The 21,770-nt window shown below is 66.4% G+C and carries 18 protein-coding genes; 9 read left to right on the top strand and 9 right to left on the bottom strand.

Features of this window, described 5'->3' with window-relative positions; all coding sequences use genetic code 11:
• Nucleotides 1-40: 40 nt before the first annotated feature.
• Both DES44_RS14420 and DES44_RS14415 read left to right on the top strand, forming a co-directional pair.
• On the top strand, nt 41-1,147 hold the full coding sequence (locus DES44_RS14420; protein WP_058934004.1) for a DUF418 domain-containing protein: 1,107 nt from the start codon (nt 41-43) through the stop codon (nt 1,145-1,147).
• A gap of 47 nt (nt 1,148-1,194) precedes the next feature.
• Nucleotides 1,195-1,866 (top strand): lytic transglycosylase domain-containing protein, encoded by a 672-nt coding sequence (locus DES44_RS14415; RefSeq protein WP_058937217.1) that lies wholly within the window; start codon nt 1,195-1,197, stop codon nt 1,864-1,866.
• Nucleotides 1,867-1,884: 18 nt separating this feature from the next.
• Here DES44_RS14415 and DES44_RS14410 read toward each other — a convergent pair whose 3' ends face one another.
• The 6 genes from DES44_RS14410 to hemA form a co-directional block, all read right to left on the bottom strand.
• The gene (locus tag DES44_RS14410) at nt 1,885-2,505 is read right to left on the bottom strand and encodes a UbiX family flavin prenyltransferase (RefSeq protein ID WP_058934005.1); all 621 of its coding nucleotides are present in this window, start codon (nt 2,503-2,505) and stop codon (nt 1,885-1,887) included.
• Nucleotides 2,506-2,510: 5 nt separating this feature from the next.
• The gene (gene grxD / locus DES44_RS14405) at nt 2,511-2,825 is read right to left on the bottom strand and encodes a Grx4 family monothiol glutaredoxin (RefSeq protein ID WP_058934006.1); all 315 of its coding nucleotides are present in this window, start codon (nt 2,823-2,825) and stop codon (nt 2,511-2,513) included.
• Nucleotides 2,826-2,966: 141 nt separating this feature from the next.
• Nucleotides 2,967-3,656: a hypothetical protein gene (locus tag DES44_RS14400; protein WP_058934007.1), complete on the bottom strand. Its 690-nt coding sequence runs from the start codon at nt 3,654-3,656 to the stop codon at nt 2,967-2,969.
• Between the two features lie 280 nt (nt 3,657-3,936).
• On the bottom strand, nt 3,937-4,767 hold the full coding sequence (prmC, locus tag DES44_RS14395; protein WP_058934008.1) for a peptide chain release factor N(5)-glutamine methyltransferase: 831 nt from the start codon (nt 4,765-4,767) through the stop codon (nt 3,937-3,939).
• Nucleotides 4,764-5,852, bottom strand: coding sequence for a peptide chain release factor 1 (gene prfA / locus DES44_RS14390; RefSeq protein WP_058934009.1), 1,089 nt, complete (start codon nt 5,850-5,852; stop codon nt 4,764-4,766). Before prfA ends, prmC begins: the two co-directional genes overlap by 4 nt.
• A gap of 279 nt (nt 5,853-6,131) precedes the next feature.
• The gene (gene hemA / locus DES44_RS14385; protein ID WP_083525356.1) at nt 6,132-7,532 is read right to left on the bottom strand and encodes a glutamyl-tRNA reductase; all 1,401 of its coding nucleotides are present in this window, start codon (nt 7,530-7,532) and stop codon (nt 6,132-6,134) included.
• Between the two features lie 159 nt (nt 7,533-7,691).
• Between hemA and DES44_RS14380 the strand changes: the two genes are divergently transcribed.
• A complete protein-coding gene (locus DES44_RS14380; RefSeq protein ID WP_058934010.1) occupies nt 7,692-7,976 on the top strand; it encodes a hypothetical protein in 285 nt (94 codons plus the stop codon).
• 142 nt (nt 7,977-8,118) lie between these two features.
• Here DES44_RS14380 and miaB read toward each other — a convergent pair whose 3' ends face one another.
• The 3 genes from miaB to DES44_RS14365 all read right to left on the bottom strand — a co-directional run bounded on the left by miaB (nt 8,119) and on the right by DES44_RS14365 (nt 10,981).
• Nucleotides 8,119-9,519, bottom strand: coding sequence for a tRNA (N6-isopentenyl adenosine(37)-C2)-methylthiotransferase MiaB (gene miaB, locus DES44_RS14375; protein ID WP_058934011.1), 1,401 nt, complete (start codon nt 9,517-9,519; stop codon nt 8,119-8,121).
• A 102-nt stretch (nt 9,520-9,621) separates the two neighbouring features.
• A complete protein-coding gene (locus tag DES44_RS14370) occupies nt 9,622-10,140 on the bottom strand; it encodes a hypothetical protein (RefSeq protein ID WP_232309933.1) in 519 nt (172 codons plus the stop codon).
• 67 nt (nt 10,141-10,207) lie between these two features.
• Entirely contained in the window at nt 10,208-10,981 is a 774-nt protein-coding gene (locus DES44_RS14365; RefSeq protein ID WP_198164904.1) for a hypothetical protein, read from the bottom strand.
• A gap of 415 nt (nt 10,982-11,396) precedes the next feature.
• On the opposite strand from DES44_RS14365, the gene DES44_RS14360 reads away from it, so the two are divergent.
• The 6 genes from DES44_RS14360 (at nt 11,397) to DES44_RS14330 (ending at nt 21,623) form a co-directional block, all read left to right on the top strand.
• Nucleotides 11,397-14,633: an efflux RND transporter permease subunit gene (locus DES44_RS14360; protein ID WP_116001724.1), complete on the top strand. Its 3,237-nt coding sequence runs from the start codon at nt 11,397-11,399 to the stop codon at nt 14,631-14,633.
• The gene (locus DES44_RS14355; protein WP_058934012.1) at nt 14,623-15,813 is read left to right on the top strand and encodes an efflux RND transporter periplasmic adaptor subunit; all 1,191 of its coding nucleotides are present in this window, start codon (nt 14,623-14,625) and stop codon (nt 15,811-15,813) included. The genes DES44_RS14360 and DES44_RS14355 overlap by 11 nt, the downstream gene beginning before the upstream one ends.
• Complete coding sequence (locus DES44_RS14350; protein WP_232309934.1) at nt 15,810-17,261, top strand: efflux transporter outer membrane subunit; 1,452 nt, start codon at nt 15,810-15,812, stop codon at nt 17,259-17,261. Before DES44_RS14355 ends, DES44_RS14350 begins: the two co-directional genes overlap by 4 nt.
• 768 nt (nt 17,262-18,029) lie before the next feature.
• Nucleotides 18,030-19,448 carry a pectate lyase family protein gene (locus tag DES44_RS14340; RefSeq protein ID WP_198164906.1) on the top strand — a complete coding sequence of 473 codons (1,419 nt, stop codon included), beginning with the start codon at nt 18,030-18,032 and terminating at the stop codon, nt 19,446-19,448.
• Between the two features lie 127 nt (nt 19,449-19,575).
• Nucleotides 19,576-20,811: a helix-turn-helix domain-containing protein gene (locus DES44_RS14335; RefSeq protein WP_083525359.1), complete on the top strand. Its 1,236-nt coding sequence runs from the start codon at nt 19,576-19,578 to the stop codon at nt 20,809-20,811.
• An 11-nt stretch (nt 20,812-20,822) separates the two neighbouring features.
• The gene (locus tag DES44_RS14330) at nt 20,823-21,623 is read left to right on the top strand and encodes a PIN domain-containing protein (protein ID WP_083525360.1); all 801 of its coding nucleotides are present in this window, start codon (nt 20,823-20,825) and stop codon (nt 21,621-21,623) included.
• The last annotated feature ends 147 nt before the right edge of the window (nt 21,624-21,770 follow it).

Below are 21,770 nucleotides of genomic sequence, written 5' to 3'. Positions count from 1 at the left end.
GTGCGCCGCGGGGATTGGCCATCCGCTGAATGAGCCGCACGTGAATCCTTCCTCCTCGCCGCCGTCCCGCATCGCGGTGGTGGACGCGCTGCGCGCCCTGGCCCTGATGCCGGTGGTGATCGTCAACTGGGTGGGCTATCCCGCCTTGCCGGACGCTGGGCCGCTGAGCCCGCCGTCGCCGGTGGACTCCCCGCTGGCGCAGGTGCTGTCTTTCCTGCTGCATGCGCTGGTGGCCGGCAAGGGCATCAGCCTGCTCGCTTTCCTTTTCGGCTACAGCCAGGCGCTGTCGCAGCGCTCTCGCTCGGAGACGGCGCGGGCCCATCGTCGCCAGCGCCTGCAGCGCATGGCGGTGCTGGGCCTGCTGCACGGCTGCCTGCTCTACATGGGTGACATCCTCACCACCTATGCGGTGTGTGGTTGGGTGATGCTGGGCTGGATGTCGCGGCGGCTGAGCGAGGTGCGCGTGCGGCTGCGGGTGATCGTGGCGCTGAATGTGCTGATCCTGCTGCTGGCCGTGGTGCTGGCGCAGATGCCGGTGAGTGCATCGACGTCTGTCCCGCTCACCACGCCCATGTCCTGGAGCAGTTGGGTGCTCAGCAACGCCGGCCACTACCTGGCCATGGTGATCACCATCATCGTGCTGGGCTTGCCGCTGCCGCTGCTGCTGATGACGCTGGGTCTGATCGCCGGGCGGATGCGGCTCTTCTCGCATCCGCGCTGGCGCCCGGCGCTGGCGGCCTGGGTGCGTCGCTGGGGCTGGCCGGCGCTGCTGTTGAACGTGCTCTGCGTGACGTTGTTGTGGCCCGGCTTGTCGGTGGGAGATGTTCGCGACGGCAGTCACTTCGCCATCGGTTATCTTTACCCCACCCTGCTGCTGCTCAGTGCCGCAGTGCCGGCCCTGGTGCTGATGCTGCATCGGCAACCGAAGTGGCTGCAACTGCTGGCGCCCATGGGCCACCATACGCTGACGATCTACATCGGCAGCTCGGTCGTCAGCCTGCTGCTGTTCAGCGGTGCAGGCCTGGCCTGGCAGCCGGGGACGGCGATGGCCTTGTTGCTGGCATTGCTGTATTGGGGCGCTGGCCTCGTGCTGTCGCACCTGCTGGGCTCGCGGCGCCTGCCGCTGGAAGCCTGGATGTCCCGTTGAATTTGAGGATGAACGTGTCTGGATTGCGATCGGTCCTGCAGCCGTCCATGGAGGCTGCGCCCACCGATGAAAACGAAGCACTGCCCGGCGGCCCGTCGCGCCGTCGCCTGCTGCTGGGTGCCGGTGCCACCGCGCTGACGGCCGGGCTGGGCAGCCTGCCCGCGCCCGCCTGGGCCGGTGCGCAGGTGGAGGAACCGCTGGCCGATGCCGTGCGCTCGGCCTTGTCGGCCGCCATTGCCTATGACGCGCCCCCCAAGCCGCATTTCGACGGCATCGAGTCGCGGCTGGTCTACCTGCGCTGGCTGGGAGAGATGAGCGAGCGCCTCAAGCGCCAGAAGGCCGAGGCGCAAACCCGCATCGAGTTCCTGGAAACCGTCTGGTATGAAAGCACCCGTGCAGGCCTGGAGCCGGCCCTGGTGCTGGGGCTCATCCAGGTGGAGAGCGGATTCCGCAAGTACGCCATCAGCGTGGCGGGTGCGCGCGGCTACATGCAGGTGATGCCGTTCTGGACCAAGCTGATCGGCGATGGCCAGGCCTCGCGCCTGTTCCACATGCAGACCAACCTGCGTTTTGGCTGCGTGATCATGCGGCACTACCTGGACCGGGAGAACGGCGACCTGTTCCTGGCCCTGGGCCGCTACAACGGCAGTCGCGGGAAGCGGGAGTATCCGGACCTGGTGTTTGGCGCGCGCAAGCGATGGCTGCCGCCGCAGGCTTGACGGCGTATTGGAACGCCCTCAGGCCTTCAAACCCAGCCACGCCTGCGGCTTCGCGCCAGGCAACTGACACAGGTCCAGGACCCGCTCCACCGTTTCCGCCACCATCTCGTCGATGGAGGCGGGCTTGAGATAGAGCGCCGGCAGCGGCGGGAAGATGATGCCGCCCATCTCGGTCACGGCCGTCATGTTGCGCAGGTGGGCCAGGTTGAACGGCGTCTCCCGCACCATCAGGATCAGACGACGGCGCTCCTTGAGCGTCACGTCCGCCGCGCGAGTCATCAGGTTGTCCGACAGGCCATGCGCGACGGCGGCCAGGGTCCGCATCGAGCAGGGCGCCACCACCATGGCGGCGGTGGAGAAGCTGCCGCTGGCCACACAGGCGCCGACGTCACCGGGCGCGTAGGACCGGTCGGCCTCGCGCTCCAGCGCATCGCGGTTGAGGCCCAGCTCATGATGGGCATTCAGCACGCCGGCGGGGCTCAGGATGAGATGGGTCTCGGCGCCCAGCGCACGTGCGCGGCGCAGCAGTTGCAGCCCGTAGGCCGCTCCGGTGGCGCCGGTGATGCCCACCACCAGCCGGGGCCTCGGGGCGGACGTCGGGGCGGGCAGGGCGTCCGGTCCGGCGGAACCGGCGGTCATCGCGATCAGGCCTTGCTCAGCAACTGCTGCAGCTCACCACTTTCGTACATCTCCATCATGATGTCCGAACCGCCGACGAATTCACCGCCGATGTAGAGCTGGGGAATGGTCGGCCAGTTGGCATATTCCTTGATGCCCTGGCGCACGGCTTCGTCTTCCAGCACATTGAAGGTCTTGAGGTCGCTGGCGCCGCTGGCCTTCAGGATCTGGATGGCGCGGCCGGAGAAGCCGCACATCGGGAACTGGGCGGTACCCTTCATGAACAGCATGACGCGGTTGTTCTTCACCAGGTCATCAATGCGTTGCTGAACGTCGCTCATGGGGGAAATCCTTTCTTGGAATGCGAGGGCCGGTGAGGCCCCTGGGCTCGATAGGGGGATTATCGGCCACGCGCCAAGACCCGTGCGCGCCGGGGTGCTTGCACGGGCGCACACGGTGCAGGAATCACCCCGCCATGAACCTCAGAAGCTGTAGCTCACGCCGAACTGCAGCACCGGCTTGAACCGGACGTCCCGGTTCGGATCGTCCAGCGGGGCGCTGTTGCCCAGGCGAAGGCCCGGGGCGCCGCTGGCCAGGAGGCCCAGGTCGGCGCTGAAGCCCCAGCCACCGCGCAGCGAATAGCTGGTGTAGCCCAGACCCAGGTAGGACATGGACAGGCTGGGCTCGCGTTCGGCCGCCGTCAGCAGGCTGAGGCTGCGCTGTCCCACCGAGAGATACGGCGTGAGACTGGCGCCCCGGCCCAGGGCCAGGCCCGAGCTGCTCTGCACCAGGGACAGCGGCCCCACCAGCAGGCCGCCGGTGGCCCGAAGACCGCCGCGGGTGCCTTGTCCCAGGCCGGAGCCGGTGAGGTAGTAGTCGCCCAGCAGGTTGGCGCTGAGGATGCGGCTGCCGTTGCGGGCGTCGTAGCTGCTGCTGGTGTCGTCCAGCGTCTGGTTCATCTGCACGCGCGCCTGCCAGTGGCTGGTGGGCGCGGTGCCGCCCTCATTCAGGCTCATGCCACTGCCAAAGCCTTTGCTGCCGTAGTCACGGCTCAGCGCACTGCTGTAGGCATTCGATTTGAGTTGCAGTCCCTGCTGGGCCAGGACGGAACCGGCCGATGTCATACCGACCAGGACCCAGGCCAGGCGCAGGAGCACAGGTGCGGCGCGCATTGGAGGTCTCCTTACAGGGACCGCAGGGAGCCGGTCAGAGGCGCAGGCGAGCTGGCTTGCTGCTGCGCAGACCGGATTCAGAGGTCCGATGCAACTCATGCTACGCGGTGCTCCCCGGCTTGTGTAGCCCGAGATGAAAGGGGATTCATCGGCTGTTGCAGTTTTGGCCGGAAGGACCGCAGCGGCGGCCTGCGCCGGGGCCGAAGGTGTTGCCCGAAAGCCGCAGCATCGGCGTGACAACCGTCGCGGGCTGTGGCGATCCAGCCGCAGCGCGGGTGGGTCAGCCCGCCCAGCGTCCGCCGCTGGCGCGGGGCTGACCGCCCAGGTCGTGTCTCAGGGACACGTCCCCAAAACCCCGCTCCTGCAGCAGGGACGCCACAGCGTCCGCCTGGTCCCAGCCGTGCTCCAGCAGCAGCCAGCCGCCTGGAGAGAGCCAATCCGGGGCATGTTGTGTCAAGTGACCAAGGTCACTGAGCCCGTTACCTTCTGGTGTGAGGGCGGAACGGGGTTCGTGACGTAATGCACGAAGATGATGGTCGTTCCCCGCCACATACGGCGGGTTGCTGACAATCAGATCGAACCGAGCCTGCCCGGCCAGGGGTTCGAACCAGCTGCCCAGGTGGGCCTGGACCTTCAATCCCAGCCGTCTCGCATTGGCCGATGCCACCGCCAGTGCACCCGCGCTGGCATCGACCATGTGGATGACGGCATCGGACCTTCGCGACGCCAGTGCCAGCGCGATGGCGCCACTGCCGGTGCCCAGATCCAACACGCGAGGCGCGGTCAGGCCCTCCATCCGCTCCAGCGCCCAATGCACCAGCACTTCGGTGTCCGGACGGGGGATGAGGGTGTCGGGCGTGACCTGCAGCGTCAGACCGAAGAACTCCTTCTCGCCTACCAGATAGGCCAGCGGCACGTCGTCCAGCCGCTGTGTCAGCCAGTGCTCGAAGCGCTGCTGCTGTTCGGGCGTGAGGGCGTCGGTGTCATGGGCGATCAGCCAGCTGCGGCTGCACGCCAGTACCGCCTGGAGCAGATAGTGCGCCTCCGCCCTGGGCAGTCCGGCGCTGCTGGCCTGGCGAAGGGCCTCGGCCACCGTCATCGGCGTGTTCATGCCCGTCCTTCCAGCGCAGCCAGCTGCTCGGCCGCCTGGGCCTGCTGCAGGCCCTGGATCACGTCGCTCAGGTCGCCGTCCATGATGGCGCCCAGCTTGTAGAGCGTCAGGTTGATGCGATGGTCGGTCAGCCGGCCCTGCGGGAAGTTGTAGGTGCGGATGCGGTCGCTGCGGTCGCCGCTGCCGATCAGGCTCTTGCGCTGGGCGGCTTCCTTGGCCGCGCGTTCGCTACGGTCCTTGTCCCGCAGGCGGGCCGCCAGCACGGCCATGGCCTTGGCCTTGTTGCGGTGCTGGCTGCGGTCGTCCTGGCATTCGGCCACCAGCCCGGTGGGCAGGTGGGTGATGCGGATCGCGCTGTCGGTCTTGTTGACGTGCTGGCCCCCGGCGCCGCTGGCGCGGAAGGTGTCGATGCGAAGGTCGGCCGGATTGAGCTGGATCTCCTCCGCTTCGTCGGGTTCCGGCATGACCGCGACGGTGCAGGCACTGGTGTGGATGCGCCCCTGGGACTCGGTGGCCGGCACCCGCTGCACCCGGTGACCGCCGGATTCGAACTTGAGCCGTCCGTAGACGCCGTCCCCTTCCAGCCGCAACACCAGTTCCTTGTAGCCGCCCAGGTCGGATTCACTGGAGGACAGCACTTCATGCCGCCAGCCCTGGCTTTCCGCGAAGCGGGTGTACATGCGGGCGAGGTCGCCTGCGAACAGGGCGGACTCGTCGCCCCCGGTGCCGGCGCGGATTTCGAGGAAGGCGGGCCGCTCGTCGTCCGGATCCTTGGGGATCAGGGCCAGTTGCAGGGCCTGGTCCAGCTCGGCCAGATCGGTCTCGGCGCTGGTGATTTCCTCGCGGGCCATGGCGACCATCTCGGCATCCCCGCTGTCCAGCAGCTCACGGGCGGCGGCCAGGTCGTCTTCGCGTTGCTGGTAGCGCCGGTAGCGCTCGACCAGCGACGACACCTCGGCCTGCTCCCGGGTCAGGGCCCGATAGCGCTTCATGTCGGCGGCCACGCTGCCGTCGGCCAGGGTGTTGTCCAGCTCGACCAGGCGGAAGGCCAGGCGTTCAAATTGTTGGCGAAGGGTGTCGTTCATGGGAACCTGTCAGAACCTGCCGGAGCGGAACGTGAACGCCTCAGTACCGATCAGGAGGGGCTGAGGTCGCTGCGTTGAGCCGTCCGGAAGGGGGCCTGCGGAATGGGGACGGAGCCGGAAAGCGCGGAGGGGACTTGGGAGCAGCGGTGGACACGTCGGCGCTGTTGCGGATCGATGCTTCAGCGGTGGGGCGGGAGATTGCGAGGCCGCATGCGGCGCGTTGCAGGGAGGTCTCCGCAGGGAGGTGTCCGCTGGAAGCTCTTCGCTGAAAGGTCGTCGCTAAGACTCGCGAGACGACAGGCCGGCAGCGTCAGACGCCACCGGGGAGGCAGCCTCCGCGCCCGGCAAAGGGCCGGACGCCGGAAGCTTGGTGGCCGGCAGGTCCGTCGCCGTGTTGCGCAGGAACAGGCGCGAGACGGTCTGCGCCATGGCCAGCCGCTGGTCGCCATCGCTCGAGTTGAGCTCCGCCATGGCGCCGTGCAGCATCTTCTGCGTCAGGCCTTTGGACAGGGCTTCGAGCACGGTGTCGATGTCCTGCCCCTTGGCCAGCAGCTTGCGGGCGCGCTGGATTTCCGCCTGGCGCCAGCTGTCGGCCTGCTGATGCAGGGCCTGGATCAGCGGAACGGTGTGCCGCTGGCCCAGCCAGTGCACGAAGCTTTGCACGCCATGTTCGATGATGGCTTCCGCCTGCTGCACCGCGGCCTGGCGCTTCTCACCGGCGGTCTGCACCAGTTGCGACAGGTCATCGACGGTGTAGAGATAGATGTCGTCCAGCTGGGCGACTTCGGGCTCGATGTCGCGGGGCACGGCCAGGTCCACCATGAACATCGGGCGATGCTTGCGGCGCTTCAGGGCCCGTTCCACCGCGCCCAGGCCGATCAGCGGCAGGCTGGAGGCGGTGCAGGAGATCACGGCGTCAAATTCATGCAGGCGCTGCGGCAGGTCGACAAGCCGGATGGCTTCGGCGCCCAGGTGCTGCGCCAGTTTCTCGCCCCGCTCCAGCGTGCGGTTCGCCACGGCCAGCCCCTTGGGGCCCTTGGCGGAGAAATGGGTGCCGACCAGTTCGATCATTTCCCCGGCGCCGACCAGCAGCACCCGGATGTCCGACAGGTCTTCAAACAGCTGGGACGCCAACCGCACAGACGCAGCGGCCATGCTGATGGAGTGGCTGCCGATCTCGGTGCAACTGCGCACTTCCTTGGCGACGGAGAAGCTGCGCTGGAAGAGTTGATGCAGGGTGGTGCCCAGGGTGCCGGCCTGGTCGGCTTCGCGGACGGCCTGCTTGAGCTGGCCCAGGATCTGCGGTTCGCCCAGGACCATGGAGTCCAGGCCGCTGGCCACCCGGAAGGCATGGCGGGCGGCCTTGCCGTCCTCGGCCACGTAGGCATGGTCCAGAAGCGTGGAGCTGCCAACGCCGCCGACACCGGCCAGCCAGTCCACCGCAGGGCGGACCATGTCCGGATGCCCGGCCACGTAGAGCTCGGTGCGGTTGCAGGTGGAGAGCAGGGCGGCTTCGGGCAGGTTGCTGCTGCTGGCGCGACGATTCACACTGGCGCCCTGGCCGAGCTGGTCGGTGAAGCGCTGCAGCGTGGGCGCGAGTTGCTCGAGGGTGAACGCAAAGCGTCCGCGCAGGTCCAGCGGCGCGGACTGATGGTTCAAGCCAAGAGCGAAGACCGTCATGATGCGGGCGATTATAAAATTCCTGCCGTACTCCCGCACCTATCAGGGGAAAGGTCTGCGCATGATCCGTCAAGGATGCGGCGACTTCCCCCGCAAGGCCGGTTGTTTTTCGGCGTCCCTGGTGATTGCCGTCCCGTCCTCCAACCGAATGGGCCCCTCTTGAATTCTCTGGACGTCGTCTGGCACCTGTGCAATCTTTTCCTGCCGGCCTGGGTCGTCGCGGCCCTGATGGCTGGGGCGCTCAAGCTGCTCTGGCGGGACCGGGCCCGCGGCATGACCTGGGCGCAACTGGCGCTGTGGGGCGCGGCGGGTGGGTCGATGGCCACCGTGTTTGCGGTGCTGCTGATCGGCCGGGACGGCAGCATGGCCGGCTATGCGGCCATTCTGGTGGGCGTCACCTTGCCGCAGTGGGGGCTCACATGGCGAGCCTCGCCGAATAGCTGAGCGGGCGCCTGGCGGAGCGGTGGCGCTCGCCGCCCGGTGGAGACCGTCGCGCGGTGGAGCCCGCCGAGTAAACAGCGGCGCAGCCCGCCCCGTCCAGAGCGAGCGGCGGTCCGTTCCTTCATGCCGAGGCTCAGGCCGAGGCTCAGACCGATGCGCTGGCGGCGCTCGCCGGCGCTGCGGCGTCCATTGCTGAAGAGGAAGCACCCACGGTCTCCCCATCCGCCAGCGGCACTTCCCCGCGCAGCGAGTGCGCAAAGGCCTCGGTGATCCGCATCGGGATCAGCTGATGCATCAGCCGCTCATGGCCCTTGAAGTTGACGATGCGGTTGCATTCGGTGCGGCCCATCAGCTCGGTGGCGTCGCGGCGCGCATGGCCGGAGACCAGCACCGGCACCGTCTTGCCCACCAGCTCCTGGTTGTAGCGCAGGGCGGTGGCCTCGATCTCGGCCTGCAGTTCCTGCAGCCGGCGCACCTTCACCTCATGCGGCGTGTCGTCCGGCAGATTGGCGGCCGGCGTGCCGGGACGCGGGCTGAAGATGAAGCTGAACGAGGCGTCGAAGCCGACATCCCGCACCAGTTGCATCGTCTTGGCATGGTCCTCGTCCGTCTCTCCGGGGAAACCGACGATGAAATCGCTGGCGATGCGGATGTCCGGACGCACGGCCCGCAGCCGGCGCACGATGCTCTTGAACTGCAGGGCGGTGTAGCCACGCTTCATCGCGCTCAGGATGCGGTCGCTGCCGTGCTGCACCGGCAGGTGCACATGGTTCACCAGTTGCGGGATCTTGCCGTAGGCGTCGATCAGGCGCTGGCTGAACTCATTCGGATGGCTGGTGGTGTAGCGAATGCGCTCGATGCCGGGGATTTCCGCCACGTATTCCAGCAGCAGGGCGAAGTCGGCGATCTCGTCGCTCTCGCCCATGCGGCCGCGGTAGGCATTGACGTTCTGGCCCAGCAGCGTCACTTCCTTGACGCCCTGGTCGGCCAGTCCGGCCACTTCTTCCAAAACGTCCTCGAAGGGGCGGCTGACCTCTTCCCCACGGGTGTAGGGCACCACGCAGTAGGAGCAGTACTTGGAGCAGCCCTCCATGATCGACACGAAGGCGCTGGCGCCTTCCACCCGCGCGGGCGGCAGGTGGTCGAATTTCTCGATCTCGGGGAAGCTGATGTCCACCTGCGGACGCAGTTCCTGCTGGCGCTGGGCCAGCATCTGCGGCAGGCGGTGCAACGTCTGCGGTCCGAACACCACGTCCACATAGGGCGCGCGCTCGATGATGGCGGCGCCTTCCTGGCTGGCCACGCAGCCGCCCACGCCGATCAGCGTGCCCTTGGCCTTCAGATGCTTGATGCGGCCCAGGTCCGAGAACACCTTCTCCTGGGCCTTCTCGCGGACCGAGCAGGTGTTGAACAGGATCAGGTCGGCCTGTTCCACATCGGTGGTGGGTTCGTAGCCTTCGGCGGCGCGGAGGACGTCGGCCATCTTGTCCGAGTCGTACTCGTTCATCTGGCAGCCGAAGGTCTTGATGAAGACTTTTTTGGTCATGGCAAAAGCTCCAGGCCCGGCGCTGTGTCAGCCCGGACCGTGCAGGAAACTGGACGCGATGCGGGCCGGGAAACGGCGCCGCGGGGCGTCAGCGAAAGAGGGTCACCACCAGGACGATTTGGTCCACTTCTGGTTGGCCGCGTCAAACGACCATTCAGACGCTTCCTTGAGGGTGGTGGGCCAGGGCTTGTTCTCGAGCTCGACGCTGTTGAGCACCCAGACGTCCATGAGCAGGCCGTTCAGGTCGGTGGTGTAGTGCACCACGAGCTTCTGACCGGACAGGGTGGCGGACAGGGCCACCATGTCGTTGGCATCCTTGATGCGGGCGCCGGGGGCCAGGCGCGCGTCCTTGCCGTTGAGGGTGACCTCGGGCGGCACACCGACCACCAGGGTCCCCCGCAGGGCCTTGGCCGGGAAGAAACGATGGCCGATGGTCGCCTGCGCCTGGGCCGCTTGCGGCAGGAGGGCAGCGCCAATTGTTGCGCCAACGGTGGCGGTCAAAACGGCAAGGCTGGTGGCCACGGCGGCGACGCCGCGGCGGGGTGCGCGCAGGCCGTGGTGAGGGTCACCACGCTGGCCGTTCTGATCAATCGGGTGGCCGGGCAAGGCACAGCGATACATGGGGTAGATCCAGTGGCTGCGAAAAACCGCAAGTGTACCGGCAGCGACCCGGCCGGAGGGGGCCGACCTAGAGACGACCGGTGACCAGTCGTTGCGCCGGGGCGGCGCTCAGCGTCATGGGCGGGTCGTCCTGGGGCGGCGGCTCCGGCAGCACGTAGACCACGCCCGGCCCTTCGCCCAGCACCGGACGGACGACCTGGTCGAAGAACTCCCCGGTAACGATCACGCAGCCCAGCGAGATCCGGTTGTCGTCCGGCGACGGGGACGCCAGCCGTTCGGCCCGCCGCTCACTGGCCGGGGACGGCCGCAGGCGGTGGATGGCAAACGCGGCGTCGTAATCCACCCAGATGACGAGTTCCCCTTTGAGGTTGCGGCCGGGCTGGCTGTCATACCGTCCGGAGGGTGTGGTGCGCAGCGCAGGGGGAATGCCGGTCGACACCATCTGCCCGACGTTGGGATCCAGCGTGTCACCGCGGGCCAGGCCCAGCAGCGCGGACGAGGCGCCGGCGAGGCGGCCGTCCGCGCGGAACACCAGCAGCCGCGCTTCCTTCTTGTCCACCACGGCGAACGGGCGCCCCTGTGCATCGCCGCCGTCCAGCGCCATGCGCACCATCTGCTGCGCCTGGGGGGACAGCGCGGCGGCGTCCATCTGCGCCTGCACGGCAGTGGCCGACAACCTGGCGGCATGGGCGGGCTCTGCGGCCAGCGCCATGCTGATCAGGGCAGCGCCGAGCAGCAACTGCGGCAACTGCAGCGACCGTGGTGGGCACTTCAGCGCCCATCCCGGTCCACTCACCCGCCGTGTGACTGCACGGCGTCCCAACAACTTCAAGCCCTTCATCGCGACTGCAATCCTTCCAGTGAAGACCGCATGGCCGTCTTCCGGGGCGGATATTAAGGAGCGGACGCAAGCTTGCGGCGGTGATCTGACCGCCGATCGCCCCGGAATTTCCCTGTGTTGCACAAGGGTTGGGGATGCTGTCGGAAAGTACCGCCCGCGGTACGGACGGCGCACGTCGCGAGGGGGCCTTTGCAAAGGTCTTGGCAGGGATTACACCGAGGCTCCCTGGCGAGTGGGGCGTCATTCGCACTGGCAGCGAAAGGCACTTTGGCTGGTTGAGTGCATTGACCTCCAACCGTGCTGCAATCGCGCGGCAATGGGGCCTTTGGGGGGCGCCATTACCGGCCAGCAACAAGTCTGTCCTCACGGCTACAGACAATTCAACAATGAGAATGACCTTGGAAATCCGATCATGCTGATGGGTGCCGTCCGCGTCGCATTGAGGCGCCCTTACACCTTCCTGGTCCTGGCCTTGCTGCTGCTGATCATCGGCCCGCTCGCGGCGATGCGCACGCCGACCGACATCTTTCCGGAGATCCGGGTGCCGGTCATTGCCGTGGCCTGGCAATACACCGGGCTGCCGGCGGACCAGATGGCGGGGCGCATCTCCACGCTGTTCCAGCGCACGCTCACCACCACGGTCAATGACATCGAGCACATCGAGGCCAACAGTTATCCCGGGGTGAGCGTCGTCAAGATCTTCTTCCAGCCCGGCGTGAATGTGGCGGTGGCCAATGCGCAGGTGACGGCGGTGTCGCAGGTGGTCACGCGGCAGATGCCGGCGGGCATCACCCCACCGCTGATCCTGAACTACAACGCCGCCACCGTGCCCATTCTGCAATTGGCGCTGTCGGGCAAGGGCCTGTCGGAACAGCAGTTGTTTGATCTGGGCTTCAACACCATTCGCACGCCGCTGGTCACGGTGCCGGGCGCGGCCATTCCGCTGCCGTATGGTGGCAAGCAGCGGCAGGTGCAGATCGACCTGAATCCCGCTGCGCTGCAGGCGCGGGGCTTGTCGGCACAGGACGTCGCCAATGCGCTGGCCACCCAGAACGTGCTGACGCCCATTGGCACACAGAAGATCGGCGAGCTGGAATACACCCTGCAACTCAACAGCGCTCCGTCGGCCATTCAAGAGCTGGGGCTGCTGCCGGTGAAGGTGGTCAATGGCAGCACCATCTATCTGAAGGACGTGGCCGACGTGCATGACGGCAATGCGCCGCAGACCAACATCGTGCATGTGGACGGTGGTCGGTCGGTGCTGATGTCGGTGCTCAAGAATGGTGCGGCCTCGACGCTGGCCATCGTGGATGGGGTGCGTGCCAAGCTGGGCGACCTCAAGTCCGCCTTGCCGGACACGCTGGACGTCAAGCCGATCAATGACCAGTCCCTCTTCGTGCGGGCCGCCGTCAAGGGCGTGGCGATTGAAGGTGCGATTGCGGCCGCCCTGACCAGCGCCATGATTCTGCTGTTCCTGGGCAGCTGGCGTTCGACGCTGATCATCGCGGTCTCCATTCCGCTGTCGATCCTGGGCTCCATCATTGCGCTGGCGGCGGTGGGCGAGACGCTGAACCTGATGACGCTGGGGGGCCTGGCGCTGGCGGTGGGCATCCTGGTGGACGATGCCACCGTGACCATCGAGAACATCAACTGGCATCTCGAGCACGGCAAGGATGTGGAGACGTCCATCATGGACGGCGCGCGGCAGATCGTCACACCGGCCTTTGTGTCGCTGCTGTGCATCTGCATCGTCTTCATCCCGATGTTCTTCCTGGAAGGCGTGTCGCGCTTCCTCTTCGTGCCGATGGCCGAGGCGGTGATCTTCGCGATGGTGTGTTCCTTCATCCTGTCGCGCACCCTGGTGCCGACGATGGCCAAGTACCTGCTCAAGCCGCATGCGCCGCTCACCGATGGCCACGGCCACCTGGCTGCGCCGCCGTCGCGCAATCCGCTGGTGCGTTTCCAGCGCAACTTCGAGGCGCGTTTCGAGCGGGTGCGGGAGTCCTACCGCGGCCTGCTCGAGGCGGCGCTGACGCACCACCGCGGTTTCCTGCTCGGTTTCGTGCTGCTGGTGCTGGCCTCGTTTGCGCTGGTGCCTTTCATTGGCAGCAACTTCTTCCCGCAGGTGGATTCCGGGCAAATCCTCATGCATGCGCGGGTGCCGGTGGGCACGCGGGTGGAGGAAACCGCCGCGCGATTCGCCAAGATCGAAGCGGCGGTGCGCCGGGTCATTCCGTCGGACCAGATCGAGACCTTGGTGGACAACATCGGTCTGCCGCCGTCCAGCATCAACCTCACCTACAACAACACCGGGGTGATGGGCTCGCAGGATGGGGACATGCAGATCGCGCTGAAGGAAGGTCATGCGCCGACGGCCGACTATGTGCGCAAGCTTCGCGAGGTGCTGCCGCAGGAGTTTCCGGACACCACCTTCTCCTTTCCGCCGGCGGACATCGTCAGCCAGATCCTGAACTTCGGCTCTCCGGCGCCCATCGATGTACAGATCCGAGGGCGGGACATCGAGGCGAACTACGCCTATGCGCAGCAACTGCTCAAGCGCATCAAGGCGATTCCGGGTGTGGCGGATGCGCGCATCCAGCAGTCCAACAAGGCGCCGACCTTCAATGTCAACGTGGACCGCACCCAGGCCCAGTTGCTGGGCCTGACCACGCGGGACGTGGCCAACAGCCTGGTGGTCAATCTGGCGGGCAGCAGCCAGGTGGCACCGACCTACTGGCTCAACCCGGCCAATGGTGTGAGTTACGCCATCGTCATGCAGACGCCGCAGCAGCAGCTGGATTCGCTGGCGGCGCTGGGCAACCTGCCGGTGGGCAATGGCAGCGCCCCGGGCACCACGACCCTGGGTGGGCTGGCGTCCTTTGAGCGCAGCACCGGCAGCGCGCTGGTCAGCCAATATGACGTGCAGACCATGGTGCAGATCCATGCCACCACGCAGGACCGGGACCTGGGCGCCGTCGCTCGCGACATCCGCGAAGCGCTGGCCGAGACGGCGGCGCAAGTGCCCAAGGGATCGAACGTGCAGTTGCTGGGTCAGGTCCGCACCATGGACCGGGCCTTCTCCGGCCTGCTCTTTGGGCTGCTGGGCGCGGTGGTGCTCATCTACCTGCTGATCGTCGTGAACTTCCAGTCCTGGCTGGACCCGGCGGTCATCGTGTCGGCCCTGCCGGCGGCGCTGGCCGGCATTGTGTGGATGCTCTTTGCCACCCACACCACGCTCTCGGTGCCGGCGCTCACCGGCGCCATCATGTGCATGGGCGTGGCGACGGCCAACAGCGTGCTGGTCATCAGCTTTGCGCGTGAGCGGCTCGAGGAACTGGGAGATGCCACCGCTGCGGCGCTGGACGCCGGTTTTGTCCGTTTCCGGCCGGTGCTGATGACGGCGCTGGCCATGGTCATCGGCATGTTGCCGATGGCGCTGGGCCTGGGGGAGGGCGGTGAACAGAATGCACCGCTGGGCCGTGCCGTCATTGGCGGCCTGATCTTCGCCACCTTCGCCACGCTGGTCTTTGTGCCGGTGGTCTTCAGCCTGGTGCACCGCCACCACCGACCCAAGCGGTCCGATTCATCCGCCGATACATCCGCCGATGCAGCGCCGCTGCTGCCGGCAGGAGATGCTTCCCATGCGAACTGATGCACCTTCCACTCCCCGCCTGCGGGTTGCCGCTGCCGTGGCCGCCGCGCTGGCCGTGATCATCGTGGGGTCGGGCCTGTGGGCCTGCCAATCCAGCGCCGAGCAGCTCAAGACTGCGGCCGCCGAACGTGGCCAGCCCACGGTCAACCTGATTGCGCCCAAGCCGCTCACGCAGGAGGCTCTTGAACTGCCGGCGCGCATCGAGGCCTGGTCACGCGCGCCGATCTATGCGCGGGTGAGCGGCTATTTGAAGCGCTGGCAGGCGGACATTGGCACGCCGGTCAAGGCGGGCCAGTTGCTGGCGGAAATCGAGACGCCGGACCTGGACCAGCAGCTCGCCCAGGCCCGTGCCGAACTCAACACCGCGCGCAGCAATGCGGCCCTGGCGGCCAGCACGGCCAAGCGGTGGCAATCGCTGCTGGAGTCGGACTCGGTGTCCCGCCAGGAGGTGGAAGAGCGCAGCGGCGACCTGGCGGCCAAGCAGTCCACCGTCAATGCCTTGCAGGCCAATGTGGAGCGCATCCAGGCGCTCAAGCAGTTCACCCGGCTCACGGCGCCGTTTGACGGTATCGTCACTGCGCGCAACACCGATGTCGGGGCGCTCATCAATGTGGGCGGGTCTCCGGGCAGTGAGCTGTTCGTGGTCTCCGACGTGCGTCGGCTGCGGGTTTATGTGAACGTGCCGCAGCGGCAGGTCACCCGCGTCCAGTCGGGGGCCAAGGCTCAGCTGACGGTGCCGGAGCGTCCGGGCCAGACCTTCGATGCCACCGTTGAATCGCTCTCCCGCTCGATCAACACCGGCACCGGCGCCATGCTGGTGCAACTGGTCGTGGACAACACGCGGGGCGAGCTGCTGCCGGGGGGCTTTGCGACGGTGAGGTTTGTCGGCAGCGCCGCCAAGCCGTCCGCCGACCCCGCACCGACGTCGGCATTGGGACTGCCGCCGGGCGCCGTGATCATCAACAAGGCTGGCGTGCAGGTGGCGACGGTGGATGCACAGAACCGCGTGCAACTGCGCAAGGTCACGATTGCACGCGACCTGGGCACGGTCCTGGAGATTGCTACGGGCCTGACCGCGCAGGACCGTGTCATCGAGAACCCGCCGGATGGCCTGGCCAACGGGGATGTCGTGCGGGTGAACACCGAGGCGGCAACGCCTGCGGCGAAGGGGCGTTCGTGAGTCGCCTGACCCTGACTGCGACGGGGCTGGCGGTGCTCGCGCTGGTGGCGGGCCTGACCGGCTGCGCGCAGGCGCCACGCACCGAGCTGCCCGCCATGGACCCCGCGCCGGCCTTCAAGGAAACGCGGGCCGGAAACTCCCCCTGGGTGGTGGCGTCCACGGACGTGCCGCTGGCCTGGGACGGCTGGTGGAAGGCCTATGGGGATGCGGAGCTGGATGGCCTGGAGCAGCGCCTCATCCAGAACAGCCCGGACCTCGCCGCGGCATTGGCGCGCTACGACCAGGCTCGCGCGGCGACCGAGACCTTGCGCGCGGCCCAGTCTCCCACGGTCAACAGTTCTCTGAACGTCACCCGCAACCGCCAGTCGGAGCGACGACCGCTGCGGGTCCTCGGCCCCACGTCCCCGGACTGGTACAACAGCGCCACCCTGGGCCTGGACGCCAGCTATGAGCTGGATCTCTGGGGCCGGGTTCGGCAGCAGGTGGCGGCGGGTGTGGCGTCCGAAGCGGCGGCGCAGGCGGACCTCGCGGCCGCTCGCCTGCAGCTGCAGGCTCAACTGGCGGACACGGTCATGGCCCTGCGGGGCCTGGACCGTGACGATGCGCTGCTGAAGGAAGCTGAGGAGGCCTACGGCAAGGCGTTGGACCTGGTGGAGCGGCGCCACAGGGCGGGCATTTCCTCGGGCCTGGACCTGGCGCGAGCGCAGGGGCAGCTGGAAGCGGCGCGTTCGCAGCGACAGCAGTCCCAGGCGCAGCGGGCGGTGCTGGAGCATGCCATTGCAGCGCTGGTGGGGGCCAATGCCTCGACCTTTGCCATGGCGCCGCGCCTGGACGAATTGGCGACGCCGGTCATTCCCGTGGGCGTGCCGTCGACGCTGTTGCAGCGCCGGCCGGACATTGCCGCAGCACAGCGGCGCGTGGAAGCGGCCACGGCCAGCTTGGGCGTGGCCAGGACGGCGTATTACCCGTCCTTCACCCTGGGCGGGCAGGGCGGTTTTCAGACCAGCGACCTCGGCCGTTTCATTGATGCACCCAACCTGTTCTGGGCGCTGGGGCCGTCGATCACCTTCAATCTTCTGGACGGGGGACGTCGCAAGGCGGAGGAGTCACGTGTGCGGGCAGTGCTGGAAGAGACGACACAGCGCTATCGCAGCACAGTGCTGACGGCCTTCCAGCAGGTGGAGGACCAACTGGTGCTGCTGGACCGATTTGGGCAGGCATTGGAGAACGAGCGTGCCAACGTCGCGGCGGCGGATCGATCGCTGGCATTGGCGACCAATCGCTACAAGGCGGGCGCTGCGAATTATCTTGAAGTGGTGACTTCGCAAACGGCAGGATTGACGGCCAAACGCAGCGCGAATGATCTGGCGACACGTCAACGTCGTGCATCGATTCAATTGATTCGCGCATTGGGTGGCGGTTGGCAGCCGGCAGAACCTCGATCCTGAATGGCTCGAATGGCTCGAATGGGCCGAATGGACCGGGAGCGTGCTGAGCGGTGAATGGGAGGCGGTAGGGGTTTGGGTTGGCGCGTGTGAGTCCGGAGGTCTTGAGGGCGGACGCCCTCAAGACTCCCCTGCGGTGCTCAGAAGTCGGGGCGGGCCCAACTCGCTTCGCTCACCTTCGGCTCGCTCCGCTCAAACAGCCGGTCCCTCTAGCTAGTCATTGATGCGCGCTCCGCGCGCCCCCCGACTTCCTCCGCTCCTCGGCTCCTCCCACACACGCGCCAACCCAAACCCCTACCGCCTCCCGCCTACCGCCTCCCTGCGCCGAGCGCTGCCACCGCCCTCGGCCTTTGGCCCAAAGCGACGGGTCTGACCGAGACCACTCTCAGACCACCCCGCACACCACTCAAGGCCTGTCCCCCAAAGCCCCCACCTCGAGTGTCAGTATCCGTAAAACCCAACTCAGCCGCGATACAAACACTGGCCGCGTGCAGGCTGTCCCGATAGCCTGCGCGTCGATCTCGGCCCGGCACCCTTAGGTCGCCATCCGAATCAAGGCCGACCCGCCTTTCAGCGCAGTCAGGCAGCCCCTGCAGAGCTGCCAAGCCCATTTCGCTGACGGGACCGGTCATTCCCTGTCCACCTGGTAGCCAGTTGACTTGTCTGGAGCGACAAGCGCTGGTCTGACGCGAGCCGCGGAGCGAATCCCTGATGGCTCGGGTCGGCGCCAGCGTGGGCGGATCAATGAAACGAAGCACTCTGGGAGTTTTCATGAAAGCAATGCAACCGCGCCAACGTCTGGCGCTGATCGCGATCGCCTGTGGCGCTCTGGCTCCGGCCGCACATGCGGCCGACTGGCCGTCCGGCTTTTCCAAGTGTGCGGAAGAGGGGGAGACCTGCAAGCTCGGTTCCACCAGCACCACCCGTCAGGTGTCGTTCGGTCTCAAGGACAAGTGGGTGGTGAAGACCTTCACCGGGACCGCCATCGCCTGCACCAGCGCGAATTTTGGCAAGGCTGATCCCAATGCTGGCAAGGCGGAGAAGTGCGCCGTCGGCCCGGTGAGCACTGCGCCCGCACCGGCGCCTTCGCCGGCACCGTCGCCCGCTCCTGCACCGTCTCCTGCGCCTTCGCCGGCACCGGCCCCGTCCCCCGCACCGGCTCCGTCGCCGTCCGGCGCCAGCGGTGGCTTTGCTGGCACCGTCACCGGTGGCGGCAGCAAGACACCCATCACCGTCTCCAATGCGGCGGACATGCAGGCCGCCATCAACAACTACAGCGGCACTGGTGGCCTGGTCATCAACTACACCGGCACCTTTGACTTTGGCACCATCCCCGACCCCTGCACCCAGTGGAAGAAGCCGGCCGGTGCGATCGTGGAGATCAAGAACAAGAGCGACGTCACCATCCAGGGCGTCAACGGCTCTGCCGCCAACTTCGGTATCGCAGTCAAGGGCGGCGCCACCAACATCATCATCCGCAACATGACCATCGGTCTGCTGCCCGGCTCCATCGATGCCATCGGCATCGAGGGCCAGAGCGGCAAGTATCCGGGCTACATCTGGGTGGACCACAACACCCTGTTCAGCTCGCTGGCCGAATGCTCTGGAGCCGGTGACCTCGAGTTTGACGGCCTGGTGGACAACAAGGCGGGTGCCCACCACATCACCTACAGCTACAACTACATCCACGACCACCACAAGGTGGGCCTGATTGGTTCCAGCGACAGTGATGCCAGCGACCGCTACATTACCTTCCACCACAACTACTACTACAACGTCGGCTCGCGCATCCCGCTGCAGCGCGGGGGCTACACCCACATCTACAACAACCTGTTCTCCAAGGTCATTACGTCGGGCGCCAACATCCGCATGGGCGGTTATTCGCTGATCGAGGCCAACTACTTCGAGAACTCGCAGAACCCGGTCACCTCGCGTGACAGCTCGGCCATTGGCTACTGGGAACTGCGCAACAACAACATCAAGTCGAAGGCTGATTTCAGCACCTACGGCATCACCTGGGTGGCCAGCCCCTCGTCGCCGTCCAAGGATGCGACCGACTGGGTCAGCACCGCCACCTTCCCGGTGGGCATTCCCTACAGCTACACCGCGCACGACGCGGCCTGCGTGAAAGCCAAGCTGCCGAGCGTGGCCGGCGCAGGCAAGTCGCTGGCAACGCTCAGCTGCAACTGATCAGGCGATTGACCTGACGTGAACGGGGACCTGCCTCACGGGGCAGGTCCCCCTTTTTTTATTGGATCCTGCATCGCATGACGTTTCGTGTTTTGCGGGATGGTGGGGTGTGTGATAGGCTTTGTGGATGGCAAACACCAAACGCAACGCTACTTCCGGCAGGTCCAAAAATGCGGGCGCCAGCAAGGCGGCATTGGATCGTGGGCCTAACGTCGAACTGAAAGTCGGACTGAAAGGCGGACTGAAAGCCGGACAGAGTAATGGCTCGAAGCCCGCATCGCATCGTGCGCCGTCTGCGATCGGAGCCGACTCCGAACGGGAGACCTCAACGGTCCTGCCGCTCACCGTCCACGTGTCAGACCCGCGAGCCCCGGAGGCACTGACCCAGGCCATCCACCGCGCTTTGGAGCTGTCCGCCCTTAGTGAGGCGGGGTATGTTGTGATTCACCGGTCTGCCAGTGACAGGACTCGGGGGACTTCGCGCAAAGCAAAAGCGCTCTCTCCCGCTGTCGGCACTGACGAGGCCTTCCTGGTCAAGGCCAATGGTCTTCGACGCAGCACAGCAGAGACTGGGCAAGGTTTCGACAATCGCGACGCTTCAACCGGTGGACCCGCTGTTGCGCATCCCCTCCTAGCGGGTGCAGAGGAACTGGCTCGCCATTACCGCCAACTACGAGAGCAACTGGAAGCACTCGGTCTGGTCATCACCTCGACGATGCGGGTGCGGGACCGACGCTTTGGCGACCGAAAGGTTCAGGTCGAGTACTTCCAGGATCCGGAGATCCAAGGTTCTGTTCTGATGCGTTTAACCCCGACCACACCTCTGGTCCCTGTCGATGCGCCAGCAAATCCTAGCCGGCTACCGGTGGAAGGGCTGGATTGCTTCGTTCCGCGGCCGCAAGCCCACATGGGCAGTTCATGGAAGCCAATGCCAAACGAAGCAACACAAGCAACGAACCCGGTAGCCGCCGTTCAATCGCTTCGCGAAGCGCCAGCAGCCTATTCCGCTCAACCTGTGAAGACGCGGCGGGACGACAGTCCGCTGATCCGAACCACGGAAGTTGCTGAAATGCTGGGTGTCAGCCGGCCCTACATCACCAAGCTCTGCGATCTCGGCGTCTTCGGCCCCGTGCTGAAAACCGAGGGTGGGCAGCGACGCATCCCGCTCGCCGCCGTGCTGGTCTATCAAGCACAGCGGAGTGGTCAAAACGAACTGCTGAACAAGATGGCTGCGTCAGATACGAGCGCGCGCGCCCGGGCCATCGACTTGCAGGCCGCCGAGGAGGCCGCGTCCACTCAGGGCCTCGGGTGGACAAAAGTCGATAGCAGCCAGGCGTCGCCGCGCAGGCGCCCAGCAAGGTAGACCCGAAGTCTATGAGCGCATCGACGAGGAACAGGGCCGCCACAAAGGCAGAACCCGTCGAGACAGCGCCTGCAGGCCAGCGTAAAGACACGACGCTGGATGAGGTGCTGCAGCAGGGCGTGCCGTCAGTGTTCCTGGATGCCAACATCCTGATCCCTGAATACCTCCGCTCGGTGTTTCTCGACCTGGCGTATGCCGGGCTGCTGGAGCCGCATTGGTCCAAAGGCGTCCTCGCGGAGACGCGCCGCAATCTCGTCGACCCGCAAGGACGATACGCCCTGGACCCGCGAGGTGTAGACAAGACGTTGCGAGCCATGGCGAAGGCTTTTCCACGAGCGCTCGCCCATGGATCGGAGAAGTATGACGAAGCCTTCTTTGGCAGCACCGATGCCAAGGACCAGCATGTTGCTGCTGGCGCACTCAAGGTCAGCCTCAGTGTCTATGGGGGCAAGCCCGTGATCCTGGTCACAAGCAATGCCGCTGACCTACCTCAGTGGGCCTTCGACGGGATGCAGGTGCTGATGCTCCATCCCGACAGGTTTCTCCTGGCCTTACTCAAGCGGAGCGCCAAGGCCGTGGTCACCACCATCGACAAGATGCTGATGCGCTTCAAGAACCCGCCCATCAGCCAGGTGAACCTTCTCAACGTGCTGGTGGGGGCAGGCTGCCACATGTTCGCGTTGGAGCTTGGCCGACGTTGGGGATATGAGATGAAAACGTCGCTCACGGCTGCGCGCCAACAGCAACTGCCCAAGACGCTCAGATCGACTCCTGCCGCGGCCGCCACCAGTTCATTTGGAGAGGGCCGCTAGAGCCAGTTCATCCCTCGCGTCGGCTTTGCTGTGGGCGGGCAGGGGGGATCTTGGACGAATCGGACGCCCGATCCGCGCCAGCGTGACTTCGATCCACATCACCGGGGGCTTCCGGACCCGTCTGCCCGGTCTCACCGAGGCGATGGT

The organism is Roseateles depolymerans (assembly GCF_003387155.1).
GTDB lineage: Bacteria > Pseudomonadota > Gammaproteobacteria > Burkholderiales > Burkholderiaceae_C > Roseateles > Roseateles depolymerans.
The sequence above is the reverse complement of the archived record's forward strand: the minus strand, read 5'-3'. Positions and strand labels throughout refer to the sequence as shown.

Bases quoted from the DNA above. Each gene is read 5' to 3' on its own strand.
- DES44_RS14330 (WP_083525360.1), top strand. From the start codon at position 20,823: ATGAGCGCATCGACGAGGAACAGGGCCGCCACAAAGGCAGAACCCGTC.
- DES44_RS14415 (WP_058937217.1), top strand. From the start codon at position 1,195: ATGGAGGCTGCGCCCACCGATGAAAACGAAGCACTGCCCGGCGGCCCG.
- DES44_RS14400 (WP_058934007.1), bottom strand. From the start codon at position 3,656: ATGCGCGCCGCACCTGTGCTCCTGCGCCTGGCCTGGGTCCTGGTCGGT.
- DES44_RS14365 (WP_198164904.1), bottom strand. From the start codon at position 10,981: ATGAAGGGCTTGAAGTTGTTGGGACGCCGTGCAGTCACACGGCGGGTG.
- hemA (WP_083525356.1), bottom strand. From the start codon at position 7,532: ATGACGGTCTTCGCTCTTGGCTTGAACCATCAGTCCGCGCCGCTGGAC.
- prfA (WP_058934009.1), bottom strand. From the start codon at position 5,852: ATGAACGACACCCTTCGCCAACAATTTGAACGCCTGGCCTTCCGCCTG.
- grxD (WP_058934006.1), bottom strand. From the start codon at position 2,825: ATGAGCGACGTTCAGCAACGCATTGATGACCTGGTGAAGAACAACCGC.
- miaB (WP_058934011.1), bottom strand. From the start codon at position 9,519: ATGACCAAAAAAGTCTTCATCAAGACCTTCGGCTGCCAGATGAACGAG.
- DES44_RS14340 (WP_198164906.1), top strand. From the start codon at position 18,030: ATGAAAGCAATGCAACCGCGCCAACGTCTGGCGCTGATCGCGATCGCC.
- DES44_RS14335 (WP_083525359.1), top strand. From the start codon at position 19,576: ATGGCAAACACCAAACGCAACGCTACTTCCGGCAGGTCCAAAAATGCG.
- DES44_RS14355 (WP_058934012.1), top strand. From the start codon at position 14,623: ATGCGAACTGATGCACCTTCCACTCCCCGCCTGCGGGTTGCCGCTGCC.
- DES44_RS14410 (WP_058934005.1), bottom strand. From the start codon at position 2,505: ATGACCGCCGGTTCCGCCGGACCGGACGCCCTGCCCGCCCCGACGTCC.
- prmC (WP_058934008.1), bottom strand. From the start codon at position 4,767: ATGAACACGCCGATGACGGTGGCCGAGGCCCTTCGCCAGGCCAGCAGC.
- DES44_RS14370 (WP_232309933.1), bottom strand. From the start codon at position 10,140: ATGTATCGCTGTGCCTTGCCCGGCCACCCGATTGATCAGAACGGCCAG.